Below are 15,024 nucleotides of genomic sequence, written 5' to 3' on the forward strand. Positions count from 1 at the left end.
ATCCTCACCCGTCGCCCGGTCGGCCGGGCCGGAGCAGCGCCATGACCCAGATGAACGCGATCCTGATCCACCGCAACGGCGGGCCCGAGGAAATGGTGCACGCCACCCTACCCCGCCCGGTGCCCTCGGCCGGACAGGTGCTGGTCCGGCACACGGCCATCGGTGTAAATTTCTCGGATATCAACGTGCGGCGAGGCGGGTTCTACACCTCCATCCTGTCCGACAGCGACCAGGCCTTTCCGCTCGTGCTGGGCAACGAGGCCGCCGGCGTGGTCGAGGAAACGGGCCCCGGCGTGACCGGGTTCGCGCCCGGCGACCGGGTGGCCTATGCCGGAATGCACGGGCAGTTCTTTGAACAGTCCGGCGCCTATTGCGACTGTCGTGCCGTACCCGCCGACCGGCTGGTGCCGGTGCCCGACACTGTGACCGACCAGCAGGCGGCGGCGGTGCTTCTGAAGGGCAGCACGGCGTCCCTGATCATCAACCGCCTGCGCAAGCCGGCGCCCGGCGATGTCGTGCTGGTCCATGCCGCGGCCTCGGGCGTCGGCGCGCTGCTCGCCCAGTGGGCGCATCACCTGGGCGCGCGCGTCATCGGCACCGCCGGATCGGACGCAAAGGCCCGGATCGCGCGGGACAACGGCTGCGAGGCGGTCGTGCTCTACAAGCAGACCGAATTCACCGATGCGGTGTTGGCGCTGGCACCCGGCGGCGTGGACATCGTCTATGACGGTGTGGGCGCCGACACGTTCCACAAGTCGATTGGCGTCGCCGCGCCGTTCGGGACGCTGGTCAATTACGGCAATGCCTCAGGACCGGTGTCGCCGCTGGATATCCAGCGGCTGGCGATGCGGTCGCTGTCGGTCGCGCGCGCCGGTGTCACCGGGCACATTGGAACCGCGGACGACCTGCGCCGGGTCGCGGCAGAGCTGTTCGAACTGGTGGCCGCGGGCGCGTTGCGGCCGAGGGTGCACCAGGCAATGCCGCTGCGCGATGCCGCCGAAAGCCACCGGATGGCGGAAAGCGGTCAGGCGGCCGGCGCGCTGCTCCTGCTGCCCTGACGGGGCGGCGTCATTTCATCAGGTGGGTGATGTCGCGCTGCGTCTCGTAGCGCGAGCCCAGGTAGGTCAGCTTGCCCACGTAGAGTACCGTGCCTTCGACATCGGCACAGATGCGGGTGATCCGGGCGACAGGCGTCAGCTGGGCACATCCCAGCAGGCGCGACTCGTCCTCGTCGGACATGCCCACGGTCACCTTCTCTTTCCAGACGGAGACCATGTCGCGACCGTATTCCGACACCAGCCGCGCCACCTTGATCCGCTCGAAGGCGCCTTCCGGGAAGCGGTCGAACAGCTTGCGGGCGATGAAATTCTTCGACACCGAATAGGTCGACCCGGCGTCCATGTCGGCCTTGCTGATCAGCCAGTACGCATCGGACAGGCGACCGAAGAACAGGTCCTCGCGCGCGGGCATCCCGGGTTCGGAGGAAAACACCTTGAGCCGGAAATCCGGCGTGTCCCGTTCGACCGACCCGACGGACATGAAGATCGGCTGCGTCTTAGCGTCGTAGATGACCGTCGTCCGCCGGCCGCGATGGCTGGACAGCAGCCCCTCGGCCGAAAGCATCTGGATCGCCTGACGCGCGGTGACCCGGGCAACCTCGTATTCCTCGGCCAGCTCCTCGAGCGTGGGAATGGGATCGCCGTAGGCCCAGACCCCCGCCACGATCTTGCGCCGCAGGATTTCCGCCAGCTGCGCGTAAAGTGTCACCGGTCCCGCCTTGAGCAGGGAAGATTGCGTCTGGTTTGTCACGTGGCCTGTGCTCTTTTGGTAAGTCCTTGAATGATACTTATCGCACACGGTGTCACAGAACAACGTCTGATGTACTGCCGTGCCGTCGGGTTCTTTTTCACAATGGAAAGCCGATGCGGGACAACCCGCAAAGCCGCCGGAAGTCCGAAGATTGCTTATCGTCGACAACCATTGCCGGCAAGGCGGGCTCTTGCATTGAAATCCCGCCGGACCCGCAACCGATCACCGTGCAGGTGCGGCATTCGCAGGTGTATCCGATAAAAGATATAAAGGACGAACTACCACTCTTTTATTGCATCCGAAGCCTGCGCTGGTAGGCTTGGCACAGGTCCGAAGGCAGGTTGAAAAGGGGTCGCACGATGTTCAAGCCACTAGCGGGAATGCGGGTGCTCGACTTCAGCCGCGTGCTGGCCGGGCCGCTCTGCGCGCAGTACCTCGGCGATCTCGGGGCCGATGTGATCAAGGTGGAAACCGTCGGCGACGGCGACGAAAGCCGGACATGGCCGCCGTTCCACAACGGCATGGCCACCGCCTACATCACCGCGAACCGCAACAAGAAGAGCATGGCGGTCAATCTCAAGCACCCGGACGCAGCCGAGATCGTCGCCCGCCTGGTGCGCGACTGCGACATCGTGGTGGAAAGCGCCGCCACCGGGGTCAGCCAACGGCTGGGCGTGGACTACGACACGCTGTCCGCCATCAACGACAAGCTGATCTACTGCACAATCTCGGGCTTCGGCCGGACCGGCCCGATGAAGGACGCGCGCGGATACGACATGATCCTGCAGGCCTACAGCGGAATGATGAGCGTGACCGGCGACGCGACCTCGGGCGCGATCCGGATCCCGTTCTCTCCCATCGACCAGGCGACCGGCTACCATGCGGTGATCGGTGTGCTGTCGGCGGTGATCGAACGCGGTCGCAGCGGCAAGGGCCGGTTCATGGAGGTCTCGCTCTACGAAACGGCGGCGAGCTTCCTGGGCTTCATGGTGCAGGCCTATCTGGAAACCGGCACCCTGCCACAGCGGAGCGGATCGGGCCACGCGGGCATCGCGCCGTACCAGGCCTTCGACTGCGCCGACAAGCCGGTGCTGGTCGGGGTGGCGAACGACAAGCTGTGGCGCCTGTTCTGTGCCGAATTCGGGCGCCCCGAACTGGCCCGGGACCCGCGCTTTCTGCGCAACCGCGACAGGGTGCTGAACCGGACCGAGGTCGTCGCCATCGTGCAGGAACTGGTCGGCGCGCTGCCCTCGGCCGAGGTGCTGCAAAAGCTGCTGGCTAACGGCATTCCCTGCGCCCCGATCAACACTTTCCAGGACCTGCTGAAGGATCCGCAGGCGACCCACCGCGCGATGATCCAGACCATCACGGGCGAGGGTTTCGACGGCATGAAGGCCGTCGCCATGCCGATCCTTTTCGGCGGAGCGGAACGCAGCATCGGCACCGCCCCGCCCAGGCTGGGCGCCCATACCGCCGAGATCATGGCCCGGCTCGGCTATGACGCGGCGACCATCGAACGGATGCAGGCCGACTGCGCGATCGGGTGCCTCGATGCCGCGGCGGCCGCGGTCTCCTGAACCCCGCGTGGCAGGCCGGCGGCACAGCGCCCCGGCCAGCCGATGTCCGGTCCGCAAACCGCCCTAACGGAACCCCGGCAGCGCCCCGCCGTCGGCCATATGCTCGACCTCCTCGGCCGTCAGGCCGAAGTCGCGCAGCACCTCGGCGGTATGCTCGCCCAGCCGGGGCGCGAGCGAACGCGTCCGGCGTGGCAGGTCGCCACCGAAGATCGGACCGGGCAACAGCAGGTCGGTGCCGTCCGGCAGGACCATCGGGTCGACCACACCGGCCTCGGCCAGCGAGCGATCCTCCAGCAATTCGGGCAGGGTCTGGACCGGGGCGGAGGGCACGCCCTGTTCCTCCAGCGCCGCGCTCAATGCGTCCCGGTCCCACTCCGCCGCCAGCACGGCCAGCCGGGCGTTCACGGCATGACGGTTGGCGACCCGTTCGGCCAGCGTGGGCCAGGGTGCGGCCTCGCCCCGCCCGCGGTCGAGAACCGACCACAACCGCGCGAAGAGCCGGTCGTTGCTGGCGGCCAGCAGGATCGGGCCGGTGCGCGTGTGGAATGTCCCGTAGGGCACCAGCGAGATATGCCCCGAGCCATAGCGCTGCGGCACGCTGCCCCCCAGGCTGTAAGAGGCGATCTGGAAATTCATCAGGTTGACGGCAGACCGCAGAAGCGCCGGTTCGACATAGCTCCCTTCGCCGGTGCGGTCGCGCTGGCGCAACGCGGCCAGCACCGCCACGGCCGAGGCCATGCCGGTCGACAGGTCCAGCACGCTGGGTCCGCAGCGGACCGGGTCGCCGTCGGGTTCGCCGGTCAGGCTCATGACGCCGGAATAGGCCTGCATCGTCGCCTCGTATCCCGGCAGGCGTTCGTCGCGCGTGCCGGTCGGATGCGCCCGGACCGAACAGTGGATCAACCCGGGATTGGCACGGGTCAACTCTGCGCGCCCCAGGCCCAGCCGGTCCATCCCGCCGTGGCGGAAATTCTCGATCAGCACGTCCGCCCCGGCTGCCAGCCGCAGCAGAAGCGCGCGCCCCGCATCGGTGCCGAGGTCGAGGGCGATGCTGCGCTTGGAGTGGTTCAGCGCGGTGTTGGCCCCGCTGTATTCCCCCTTCACCGGCGGCCAGCGACGGGTCTCGTCGATCTGGTCGGGGTGTTCGACATGGATCACGTCGGCGCCCAGGTCGGCCAGGATCGCCCCGGCGAAGGGCCCGGCCAGCACCCGGCTGAGGTCGAGCACCCGGATCCCCGTGCAGGGCAGCGTCGTTTCGGTCATCTCCCGTCCCTTCCCGTTCAGTCCGCGCGGTAGCGGTCGGCCATGGCAAGGATGGTGCGGGCGCGGCGCATCATCGGCTCGTCCACCATGTCGCCTTCGAAGAGAAACGCGCCCCGGTCCCCGACAGCGGCCAGAAGACGGCGGCTGCGGTCGACATCCGCGTCGCTGGGCATGAAGGCGGCGCGCACGGTGGCGGTCTGGGACGGGTGGATCATGAACTTGCCGACGCAGCCTAGCGTCGCCGCCTCGCGGGTGTCCCTCTCCAGCATCGTGCCGCCGTCCGACAACTCTGCCGTGACGGTGTCATAGGCCGGCACCCGGGCGGCGGCGGCATGGATCAGCATGGTGTTGCGCGCCTGAAGCAGGATCGGCAACAGGGCTCCGGCGTCGTCGCGCACGGCGCGCATTCCCATATCGGCGGCCAGGTCGTAGGGGCCCCAGCTTACGCCCGCCACGGCCTCGTGCGACAGCAGCTCCGGCAGGGCCAGAAGGCCCCGGGCGGATTCGATGGTCACGATAATCGCCGGCGGCGTGGCGCCGGTGCCTGCCACGGCGTCGATCTGGGCCACGGTCTCGGTCTTGCCGATGACGACCGCCCGGGCACCGGCCGCCAGGATCGCGGCGGCATCGGCCTGCCCGGTCTCGGTCGCCGGATCGTTGATCCGGATCAGCACGTCCGTCGACACGTCGCGCAGGTAGGCGCAGACCGCGTCGCGCGCCGATGCCTTGGCATCCGCCGCGACGGCATCTTCCAGGTCGAGCACGGCGATATCCGCGGCGGCGGCCGCCTTGGCGAAACGGTCGGGCCGGTCGCCGGGGCAGAACAGGATCGAAGGTCCGAAGATGGTGGTCATGCTGGTCCTTTCAGACTTCCGCCGCCGCGCGCAGCAGGTCCTCGCGGTGATCGGGGTGGGCGATGCCGGCCAGGGCCTCGGCCCGTTCGCGCATCGACTTCCCGCGCAGGTCGGCGGTGCCGTATTCGCTGACCACGACCTGGGTCAGGGTTCTTTGCCCGGTGACCGGTCCGGGGGCGAGGCGGGGCACGATACGGCTGCCGCCCTTCTTGGTCGCCGAGCGGATGGCGATGACCGACAGGCCGCCCTCGAACATTGCCCCGATGGCGAAATCCGAACTGCCGCCGGTGGAGCCCACCTGACGCCCCCCCAGGGTTTCCGAGTTGGTCTGCCCGTAGAGGTCGATCTCGAGCGCGGAGTTCACCGAGACGAAATTCTTCACTTTCGCCAGTGCGGCGGGGTCGTGCGTCTCGAAGGCGCTGGCCATCTGCAGATCCGTGCGCCTGTCGGCCCAGCGGTAAAGCTCGGTCGAGCCGATGACCTCGCCGATGATGCAGGCCGGGCCCTCGCCGCCGCAGGCGCCGCTCTCGATCAGCTCGACGCCCGGGTCCGACAGTTGCGAAAAGATCGTCAGCCCCTTGCGGTTCATCGCCTTCAGCTCTCCCAGCATCGCCGTCGGGATCCCGCCGATCCCGAACTGCAGGGTGGCATTGTCCGGAACCAGCCGCGCCGCGTTCTCGGCCACCAGCCGGTCGGTGTCGTCCCCGCTCCGGTGCGGGAACGGGATCAGCGGGTGATCCACCTTCACCAGGATATCCAGCTCGGAATCGTGCACCAGCGCACTGCCGCCGGTATAGGGCATGTTCGGATTGACCTCGGCCACCACCAGCCTGGCACTGCGCAGCATGGGCAGCTGCTGACCCACGTGAATCCCCAGGCTGTGATACCCCGAGGCGTCGGCCTCGGAGACCTGCACAAAGGCCACGTCGATATCCGCGGCCATCAGCATCCGTGCCGTCTGGGTCCAGTTCAGCGGCAGGTAATCCGCCTTTACGTCCCGCGCCGCGCCGCTGAGCAGCGTGCCCGGCATGAACCAGGTCCGCAGGCGGAAGGCCCCGGCATTGTCGCCGGTCAGGAAGCCATAGCCCGTCAGCAGCATCCCCGTCAGGATCGTCACGTCGGTCAGCCTGTCGCCCCGCTGCCAGAGCGCGGCGGTCAGGTCGGTCGGTTCCGCCCCGATGCAACCCAGCCCGACGGTCATGCCCGATGTCACCACGTCGACGGCATCCTCGACGCTGCGCCATTTCGATCCGCTCATGCCGTCACCTCCGTTGCACCGGCCCGGAACCGCGCGAGCGATCCGGCCTTCATCACCTTGCCCGGCACGGGGTGGCCGACGATCTCTTCGGCCAGCCGGGCGGCCGCGATGGCGCGGTCCAGGTCGACGCCGGTGTCGATCCCCATCTCGTGGCAGAGAAACACCAGATCCTCGGTCGCGATATTGCCGGCAGCCGCCCTGTTGCCCGCGAAGGGGCAGCCGCCCAGCCCGCCGATGGAACTGTCGAAACGGGTGACGCCCAGCTCCAGCCCCGCCACGGCATTGGCCAGGCCCAGGCCCCGGGTGTCGTGCAGGTGCAGCGCCACGGGCACGTCGGGCCAGTCCTCGCGCACCGCGCCGACCACGCGGCGGACAAGCGCCGGGTTGCCCGCACCGATGGTGTCGCAGAGGCAGATGTCGGTCGGGCGCTGGCCGCTTTCGGCCAGCATCTCCATCAGGTTGCGCACCGTGGTCCGCACCTTGTCCACGGGCACGTCGCCCTCGAAGTTGCAGCCGAACGCGGTGAAGACGTAGAGCGGCCCCGGCCCCAGACCCGCCGCGTCATAGAGGGCCCGCATCTCGCGCTGATCATGCAGCCCGGCCTCGGGCGTGCGGTTGTTGTTGCGCAGCAGGAAGGTGTCCGACGCGCTGCCCGACACCACGGGCCGCAGGGCGAACGGCGTGGCCTGCGCTCGCCGGAACCCCGAGGCGCTGAGCCAGAGCGCGCCGTATTCCACCCCCTCGCGCATCGCCAGCCGGGCGCCGATCTCCTCGGCATCCGCCATCTGGGGCAGCACCTTGGGATTGACGAAGGACGCGCAGGTGACATGCCGCAGCCCGGTGTCGGCCAGCGCATCGATCAGGCGGATCTTGTCGGCCACCGCGATGCCGGGCGGTTCGCTCTGAAAGCCCTCGCGGGGGCCTTCCTCCAGTATCTCGATGCGGGCGGGAAGGTCTGTCATCGCGTCGCTCCCGCGTCACTTGCCGGGCCAGTCCGGCTTGCGCTTCTCGTTGAAGGCGGCAAGGCCCTCCTTCGCGTCCTGGGTCATGCCGAAGATGCCAAGCTGCGCTTCCATGAAGGTCAGGGATTCCTCGACCGTCATGTCCCGCGTCGCCCGCAGGGCGTACTTGCCGCGCCGGATCGCGGTCGGCGACTTGTCGATGATCCGCCCGACCAGCCAGTCGGTCTTGGCGTCCAGCTCCTCGGCCGGGACGGCGTAGTTGATCAGCCCCATCTCCTGCGCCTCCTGCGCGGTGACGGGTTCGCCGGTGATCGCCATCTCGTCGAACTTCCGCGGCGGGATCAGCCGTTCCAGCAGCGCGGCGACCTGCACGGGGAAGAGGCCGATCTTGACCTCGGGAAGGCCGAACAGCGCCTTGTCCGAAGCGACGGCCATGTCGCACATCGCCAGCAGGCCCATGCCGCCGGCCAGGCAATGGCCGTTCACCCGCGCCACAATGGGCGCGTCACAGGCCCGCGCCACCCGCAGCAGGCGGGCAAAGGGCGTGCGCGGTTCGGAGGGGTCGAACCCGAAGGTGTCCGAGCTGGGCTTGAGGTCGCCCCCGGCGCAGAACGCCTTGTCGCCCGCGCCGGTCAGCACGATGGCGCGGATGGTGCGGTCGTGCATGTTCTCTTCCAGCGCGACACGCAGGGCGTCCATCACCTCTTCGTTCAGCGCGTTGCGTCGCGCCTCGCGATTGAGGGTCAGCTTCAGGACTGTGTCCTGCCGGTCCACCAGCAGATCGGTATAGCTCATCTCAGGTCCTTTCCCAGTCTTGGTCGGCCCGGCCCGCCGCCCAGTCGTCGAGCAGCGTGGCCAGGTCGGTCTCGGTGTTTCCTTCGGCCTGCATGCGCTGCCCGGCCATCGAGCCGAACCGGGGTGCCGCCAGCGGCAGCACCGCGCCGTCTGCCGCGCGGGCAAAGCTGGCGCGCGCCTGCGCCTGCGGATGGTCGATCGCCTCGTCCAGGGTCAGCACGGGGCTGAGACAGGCGTCGCGCCCTTCGGCCAGGGTGACCCATTCGTCGCGCGCGCGGGTCGCGAAGCGCGCCGCGAAGAGGCGCCGCCCCTCGGGCCAGCGGGCCTTGTCGTGCTGCGGTGGCAGATCCGCGGGCGCGAGGTCCAGCACCTCAAGCAGCGCGGCATAGAACTTGGGCTCGATCGCGCCGACGGCGACATGGCGGCCATCGGCGCAGGAGTAGGTGTCGTAGAAGAACGCCCCGCCATCCAGCAGGTTGGTGCCCGGCGCCCCGAGGTGCCCCTGCCCATGCCAGGCGTATTGCTTGGCCATCAGGGTGGCGGTGCCGTCGACCATCGCGGCGTCGATCACCTCACCCCGCCCGGTCGCCCTGGCCTGCCAGAGCGCCGTCATCAGCCCGAAAAGCAGCGGCATGGTCCCGCCGCCGTAATCGCCCACAAGGTTGATCGGCAGGCCGGGCCGCCCGCCCTCGCCCACGATACGCCCCAGGGCACCGGCCACGGCGATGTAGTTGATGTCATGCCCGGCCTCCTGCGCCAGCGGACCGTCCTGACCCCAGCCGGTCATCCGGGCATAGACCAGCGCGGGGTTGGCCGCGTGGCAGTCGGCGGGGCCGAGGCCCAGCTTTTCCATCGTGCCGGGCCGGAACCCTTCCATCAGCGCATCCGCATGGGCCACGAGGTCCAGCAGCATCGCCCGGCCCGGCCCGGACTTGAGGTCAAGCGTCATGACCCGGCGCCCGCGTACCACCGGATCCGGGGTCGCCGCGGCGCCGGCCCGGGTGATCCGCACGACATCGGCCCCGAACCCGGCCAGCAGCGTACCGGCCAGCGGCAACGGGCCAAGCGCCTCCATCTCAAGGATGCGCAGCCCGGAAAGTGGGCCCGATGGCGGTATGCTCGTCTCCCCGGACATGGCCGCGCCGGGATCAGTAGGAGCGCGGCAGGCCAAGCACATGCTCGGAGACGTAGTTCATGATCATCTCGCGGCTGACCGGCGCAATGCGGGGCAGCATGATCTCGCGCAGGTAGCGTTCGACGTTGTACTCCTTGGCATAGCCAAAGCCGCCATGCGTCCGAACCACCTGGTCGCAGGTGGCAAAGGCGGCGTCGGCGGCAAGGTATTTGGCCGCATTGGCCTGCGCCCCGCAGGGTTGGCCGGAATCGTAGAGCTTGGCCGCCAGCCAGACCATCAGGTCCGCCGCTTCCAGCGACATCCAGCTTTGCGCCAGCGGGTGCTGGATCGCCTGGTTCTGGCCGATGGGTCGGCCGAACACCGTGCGGTCATTCGCGTACTGGATGCCGTGCGCCAGCGACCGGCGGCCAAGGCCGATGCATTCCGCCGCGATCAGCACCCGTTCGGGGTTGAGGCTGTCCAGCAGCATGCGGAAGCCCTTGCCCTCTTCGCCGATGCGGTCTTCCTCGGGGATGACGAGGTTGTCGATGAAGATCGCGTTCGAGTTGACGGCGTTGCGGCCCATCTTGTCGATCTCGCGCACCTCGATCCGGTCGCGGTTGAAATCGGTGTAGAACAGCGTCATGCCGTCGGTCCGCTTGGCGCAGTCCTCAAGCGGCGTGGTCCGGGTCAGCAGGAACAGCTTGGTCGCCTGTTGCGCCGTGGTGGTCCAGACCTTGCGCCCGTTCACCACGTAGTTGTCGCCCTGCCGGACCGCCCGGGTGGTGATCGCGGTGGTGTCGAGGCCGGCGTCGGGCTCGGTCACGCCAAAGGCCACCTTGTCCTCGCCCCGCACCAGCGGGGGGACGATCCGGGCCTTCTGTTCCTCGGTGCCGTAGATCAGCACGGGATGCGGGCCGAAGAGGTTGATGTGAAACGTCGAACAGCCCGAGATCGCGCCGGCCGAATTCGCCACCGTCTGCATCATCAGCGCAGCCTCGGCCACGCCCAGACCCGCCCCGCCGTATTCCTCGGGCATGGTCAGTCCCAGCCAGCCCTGGTCCGCCAGAGCCTTGTGGAATTCGTGGGGGAATTCGTGCTTTCTTTCCTTCTCGCGCCAGTATTCGTCGTCGAACCCGTCGCAGAGCTTCTTGATCGCGCGCTGGATATCGGCGCGTTCTTCGGTCGGTTCCAGTCCGACGGGAAGCGCTTCGGACAGCAGATTGACGTTCATGTTCAGGATACTCCCAATTGGCGCAGTCAGAACGCCGCGATGGCGGCGCGGAAAGTCGGTTCGGTCTTCGCCACGCACTCAGGCCGTGGCGAAACGGCCCTTGCGGCCGTCGAGATAGACCATCGGGTCGAGTTCGGCGTCGGCGCGGACGGCCTCGACCTGTCCGACGAATATGGAATGGGTACCGTAGCGCCACCGCTCGGCCACACTGCAGAAGATATTGGCCTGGGCATCGGCCAGATAGGGCAGCCCGCCCTCCTCGCGCCAGTCGCCAAGGGAAAACCGCGCCTCGCCCTTCAGCTCTCCGCTGAAGGCGCCCAGCAGGTCGCTGTGCGCGCCGCCCATCAGGTTGGCGCAGAACCGTCCCTCGGCATCCAGGGGGTCATGGATGCTGGCGCCGGTGTTCACGCAGACAAGGATGGACGGCGGCTCGAAGCAGAGAGAGGTGACCGATGTCGCGGCCATGCCGTGCCGCCGTCCATCGCGCAGCGTGGTGACCAGGCAAGGCGTTGCCGCCAGCCGGCGCATGGCCTTGCGGAAGGCATCGCCCACGGCGGGCGAGTCCCCGGCGGCCAGGGGCCATTCCACATGCGCCCTGATCGCCGCGCCGTCGGCACTGACCCAGCCCATCGGCCGGGCCTTGTCCAACATCAGTTCGAACCGGGCCAGCCAGTCGGGGTCGGCCGGCCCGGCGGCGCGCAGCCAGGTGCAGGACACCCAGGCGGTGTCCGCGTCATCGAAGGTCAGCGCGGAGCGAAGATCGGCTCCGAGCGACGCGAACCCCGCCGCAGGGCGGTCAGACATCACCACCTTGAACCGCTTGAAATCGTTCGCCTCCGCGAGGGCCGCGGCGTTTCCGGTCACGTGCACTTCCATGACGTCGTCCCTTTACTCCCCGGCCTTGCGATGCGCTTTCTTCTCGGACTGCTCGGCTTCGTGCTGGGCGAATGCCGCATCTGACGCGGTCTTGCGCCGATCCTGGAAGTTCGTGTTCTGCTCGATCATCCAGTCCTGGGTCGCGCGGCGGTTGGCGTTGGTCTTGGCGAAATGCGGCATCACGTACCGGGCGTAAAGCTCATAGGATTTCCGCGTCGCCGCGGGGTCGGCCCAGTCGACATGCTGCGCGAGGAAGACGCCGAATTCGCCTTGCTTGCCCTGCATCCGCTCGATCATCTCGATGGCGTCGTCGGGGGTTCCGATCACGGCGCGCTTGGACTCCACCAGCTTCTTGGGCAGTTCCTTGCCCTTCGCCTTGAACGGGTTGGGCGAGACCAGCTCGTAGTAGTCGCCCCATTCGTCGAGCCCCCATTCGACGTTCTTGAACGCCTGTTCGCGGGTTTCGGCAATGTGAATCGGCGCGACCAGCCGCAGGTTGCGGCGGTCCATCGTGTTGCCGTACTCGGCCGCCGTCTCGCAGGCGATCTGCCAGTTGGTATCCAGCACGTTGAACCCGCCGGAATCCGACGCGGCGACGCAGAGCATGGACGCCCCGTACTTGCCCGCCGCCTTGCCGCCCGAGGGCGTGCCGGCGCTTGCAACGGCGATTTCCGGCAGGGGCCGGGTATAGGGCAGCAGGTGCGCACGTGCGTTCTGCAACGTGTACCATTCAGATGTCTCGGTGACCTCCTCGCCCTTCAGCAGGCGGATGATCACGTCCAGCGCCTCCAGCATCCGGTTGCGAGTCAGCTTGGGTTCGATCGCCTGCATATGCGCGTCGCCCATCAGCAGACCCGGGCCAAAGCCGAAGCTGACCCGGCCCTGCGTCTGGTGATCCAGTTGCGCGATGCGGTTCGCGACCATCAGGGGATTGTGATAGGGCAACGAGATCACGCCGGTGCCGAACCGGATTCGCGTCGTGGCCTCGGCGGCCGCCGCGATGAAAAGCTCGGGCGAGGCGATGATCTCCATCCCGCCGGAGTGGTGCTCGCCCACCCAGACCTCGTTGTAGCCCAGGTCTTCCCAGAGCTTGCAGTACTCGATGTCCCTGCGGAGGAGCGTTGTCGGGCTTTCCCCGATTGGGTGATACGGTGCCAGAAAGATCCCGTGGCGCAGCTGAATATCCGACATTTCCTCTCCTCCGGAAGCGTTTTGAACGCCATGCGCATCGCGGCATTCCCGGACGATGGCTATGGTATGGCTAAGTGATGGTCAATAGTACTTTTCGGGAATCAGCCGGCACTTCGCGAAGAAGTTCCGGCAGGGTTCCCAGGGTCTCAGTGGCCCGAGTTGCGTTCGGCCCGTCGTTTGCGCGCCAGGTTGATCATCGCCTGGACGACGTCCTCGCCGTTTTCGCGCGCCTCGCGCTTGGCGGTGGTCCAGAGCTTGAAATCTTCCTCGGCCGTGTCGGTGTGATTGTTCCAGTCCGCATCGAGCGGCGTGGTGATCTCAAGGCGGACGCCGTTGGGATCATAGAAGTAAATCGACATGATGATGCCGTGATCCGTGGGACCCACGATGTCGATGTCGTTCGACTTCAGCCACTCGTACCACTCCATCAGCTTCTCGGTGCTGTCGACTTCCAGCGCGATGTGCGTGAACACGTCATAGGCCGGGTGGGTCGACTTGGCCGGTGCCGGCAGGCCCGGCGCCTCGAAGAAGGCAAAGGTCGATCCGTCCTTCATCTTGAAGAAGACGTGAAAGTAGGGAAACGCGTCGCCGGTCGAGGGCACCGCGTCGTCGATCACCGTGCTTGCGATCTCCATCCCCATGATGCGGGTGTAGAAGTCGTACGTGGCCTCGACGTCGTGGGTGACCCAGGCCGCGTGGTTCAGCATCATCGGCGTCAGGCCGGGGTTGCGGGGCTGCAGGTCTGCAGGGCGGTCTGTCTGGAGTTCCGCATTTGCCATGACTTACCTCGTCTCCTTGATATCCGTATGGGTCCATCTCTGAAAATCAGGCTAGCATCGGGGCTTTCCGGCACTTGTCCCCCCTGATGGTACGCCGCCTGTGCGGCAGGCCTCAGCCGTCGAAAAGGCCCCGCTCGCGCAGCCACGACAGCTGCGTGTCGATCGCCTCTTTCAGGTGCTCGGGCTGGCCCGCGTAATAGTGCGAACCGCCCTTGATCACGTGGTAGGTCTTGTCGGCGCTGGCGGCGGCGGCGTGGATGGCCGGCGTGTGATAGGGCGGCACGGCATCGTCGGCGCTGTTCTCGATCGCCAGGAACGGCACCTTGATCCTGGCGGCATTGGCGACGCCATCGGCATTGCTGTCCGCGACCGACCACTGCGACAGCCAGGACCGCAGCGTCGCGAAGCGGCCAAGCGCCACAGGCCCCGAATTCACCGTCTCGGGATTGCCGAGGTAGCTGGTCCCGGGCGTGCGGTCGTTGGGATCGAGCGTGGGGTCGATGAACCGCGGGTCGGCAAAGGTGCGGTGCGTCAGGAACGGGCGCTCGACCTCGCCGGTGCCGCGCGATTTCAGGTCTTCCAGCGTCTCCAGAACGGTGGCCCGGATCCGGTCGACGCGGGCGCGCTGCGCGGTGCGGTAGCGCTCGATGTAGGCGGCGCTGAAGGGCGGCTTGTGCGGGTTGGCCGGGTCGTAGATGTCGAGCTCCGGGTCGCGCCTGTCGGGGTTCATCTCGTCCAGCACCGAGGGGTCGATATTGTCCAGCAGCAGCCGCGCGCGCGAGATATGGGCGGCCTGGAACACCAGCGCATCGGCCGGGATCAGGCCGGCGCCCTTCACGTTCACCGGATCGCCGGCGGGGGTATGGGTGATCGAGGGCGCCTCGGCCTCGGCCTGGTACATCAGCGTCAGCGAACCGCCGCCGCTCCACCCGACCAGGACGACCTTGCTGTAGCCCAGCACCTCCTTGGCGTGGCGGATGTAGGCGCCGAGGTCCAGCAGCACCTTTTCCATGATCAGGGCGGTGTCGTTCTTGGCATAGCGGCTTGCGGCGCACAGCACGTGCAGCCCCTGCGCCACCAGGGCACGCGGCACCGGCAAAAGCTGCAGGGTCGAGGCCGGGTGCATCATCACGCAGAGCGTATCCGACGGCCGCCCCTCGGGCGTGATCAGGATCCCTTCCAGGTTCACATTGCCCTGGTTTCCGGAAAATCCATAAGTTTCAACGAACTGGCTGTTGTCGGCATAGTGCAGGTGCAGCCATTGGAAATTGAGCTCATAGGGGGGGCTGGTCATGGTCGCTCTCCGGAAATC

14 protein-coding genes are annotated in these 15,024 nt (G+C 67.5%); 2 read left to right on the forward strand and 12 right to left on the reverse strand.

Annotation, left to right across the window (positions count from 1 at the left end; translation table 11 throughout):
* The first annotated feature begins 41 nt into the window (after positions 1 to 41).
* Positions 42 to 1,058 carry a quinone oxidoreductase family protein gene (locus GLS40_RS08940; protein ID WP_160382415.1) on the forward strand — a complete coding sequence of 339 codons (1,017 nt, stop codon included), beginning with the start codon at positions 42 to 44 and terminating at the stop codon, positions 1,056 to 1,058.
* A 10-nt stretch (positions 1,059 to 1,068) separates the two neighbouring features.
* On the opposite strand, the gene GLS40_RS08945 is transcribed toward GLS40_RS08940, so the two are convergent.
* Positions 1,069 to 1,809: a GntR family transcriptional regulator gene (locus GLS40_RS08945; RefSeq protein WP_160382416.1), complete on the reverse strand. Its 741-nt coding sequence runs from the start codon at positions 1,807 to 1,809 to the stop codon at positions 1,069 to 1,071.
* A 359-nt stretch (positions 1,810 to 2,168) separates the two neighbouring features.
* On the opposite strand from GLS40_RS08945, the gene GLS40_RS08950 reads away from it, so the two are divergent.
* Positions 2,169 to 3,386, forward strand: coding sequence for a CaiB/BaiF CoA transferase family protein (locus tag GLS40_RS08950; RefSeq protein ID WP_160382417.1), 1,218 nt, complete (start codon positions 2,169 to 2,171; stop codon positions 3,384 to 3,386).
* A gap of 63 nt (positions 3,387 to 3,449) precedes the next feature.
* Here the strand turns inward: GLS40_RS08950 and GLS40_RS08955 are convergent, their stop codons facing one another.
* The 11 genes from GLS40_RS08955 to GLS40_RS09005 form a co-directional block, all read right to left on the reverse strand.
* Complete coding sequence (locus tag GLS40_RS08955; protein ID WP_160382418.1) at positions 3,450 to 4,649, reverse strand: CaiB/BaiF CoA transferase family protein; 1,200 nt, start codon at positions 4,647 to 4,649, stop codon at positions 3,450 to 3,452.
* 17 nt (positions 4,650 to 4,666) lie between these two features.
* Positions 4,667 to 5,503 (reverse strand): HpcH/HpaI aldolase/citrate lyase family protein, encoded by an 837-nt coding sequence (locus GLS40_RS08960; protein ID WP_160382419.1) that lies wholly within the window; start codon positions 5,501 to 5,503, stop codon positions 4,667 to 4,669.
* Positions 5,504 to 5,513: 10 nt separating this feature from the next.
* Positions 5,514 to 6,761 carry an acetyl-CoA hydrolase/transferase family protein gene (locus GLS40_RS08965; RefSeq protein WP_160382420.1) on the reverse strand — a complete coding sequence of 416 codons (1,248 nt, stop codon included), beginning with the start codon at positions 6,759 to 6,761 and terminating at the stop codon, positions 5,514 to 5,516.
* The gene (locus tag GLS40_RS08970; RefSeq protein WP_160382421.1) at positions 6,758 to 7,723 is read right to left on the reverse strand and encodes a hydroxymethylglutaryl-CoA lyase; all 966 of its coding nucleotides are present in this window, start codon (positions 7,721 to 7,723) and stop codon (positions 6,758 to 6,760) included. Before GLS40_RS08970 ends, GLS40_RS08965 begins: the two co-directional genes overlap by 4 nt.
* A gap of 15 nt (positions 7,724 to 7,738) precedes the next feature.
* Entirely contained in the window at positions 7,739 to 8,518 is a 780-nt protein-coding gene (locus tag GLS40_RS08975) for an enoyl-CoA hydratase/isomerase family protein (protein ID WP_160382422.1), read from the reverse strand.
* Between the two features lies 1 nt (position 8,519).
* Positions 8,520 to 9,653 carry a CaiB/BaiF CoA transferase family protein gene (locus GLS40_RS08980; protein ID WP_160382423.1) on the reverse strand — a complete coding sequence of 378 codons (1,134 nt, stop codon included), beginning with the start codon at positions 9,651 to 9,653 and terminating at the stop codon, positions 8,520 to 8,522.
* A 13-nt stretch (positions 9,654 to 9,666) separates the two neighbouring features.
* The gene (locus GLS40_RS08985) at positions 9,667 to 10,866 is read right to left on the reverse strand and encodes an acyl-CoA dehydrogenase family protein (RefSeq protein ID WP_160382424.1); all 1,200 of its coding nucleotides are present in this window, start codon (positions 10,864 to 10,866) and stop codon (positions 9,667 to 9,669) included.
* 78 nt (positions 10,867 to 10,944) lie between these two features.
* Positions 10,945 to 11,742 carry a flavin reductase family protein gene (locus GLS40_RS08990; RefSeq protein WP_160382425.1) on the reverse strand — a complete coding sequence of 266 codons (798 nt, stop codon included), beginning with the start codon at positions 11,740 to 11,742 and terminating at the stop codon, positions 10,945 to 10,947.
* Between the two features lie 12 nt (positions 11,743 to 11,754).
* A complete protein-coding gene (locus GLS40_RS08995) occupies positions 11,755 to 12,933 on the reverse strand; it encodes an LLM class flavin-dependent oxidoreductase (protein WP_160382426.1) in 1,179 nt (392 codons plus the stop codon).
* 146 nt (positions 12,934 to 13,079) lie between these two features.
* The gene (locus tag GLS40_RS09000; protein WP_202076030.1) at positions 13,080 to 13,712 is read right to left on the reverse strand and encodes a VOC family protein; all 633 of its coding nucleotides are present in this window, start codon (positions 13,710 to 13,712) and stop codon (positions 13,080 to 13,082) included.
* A gap of 112 nt (positions 13,713 to 13,824) precedes the next feature.
* Positions 13,825 to 15,006 (reverse strand): alpha/beta hydrolase, encoded by a 1,182-nt coding sequence (locus GLS40_RS09005; protein ID WP_160382427.1) that lies wholly within the window; start codon positions 15,004 to 15,006, stop codon positions 13,825 to 13,827.
* Positions 15,007 to 15,024 lie beyond the last annotated feature (18 nt).

It is taken from the genome of Pseudooceanicola pacificus (genome assembly GCF_009789075.1).
GTDB classification, from domain to species: domain Bacteria; phylum Pseudomonadota; class Alphaproteobacteria; order Rhodobacterales; family Rhodobacteraceae; genus Pseudooceanicola; species Pseudooceanicola pacificus.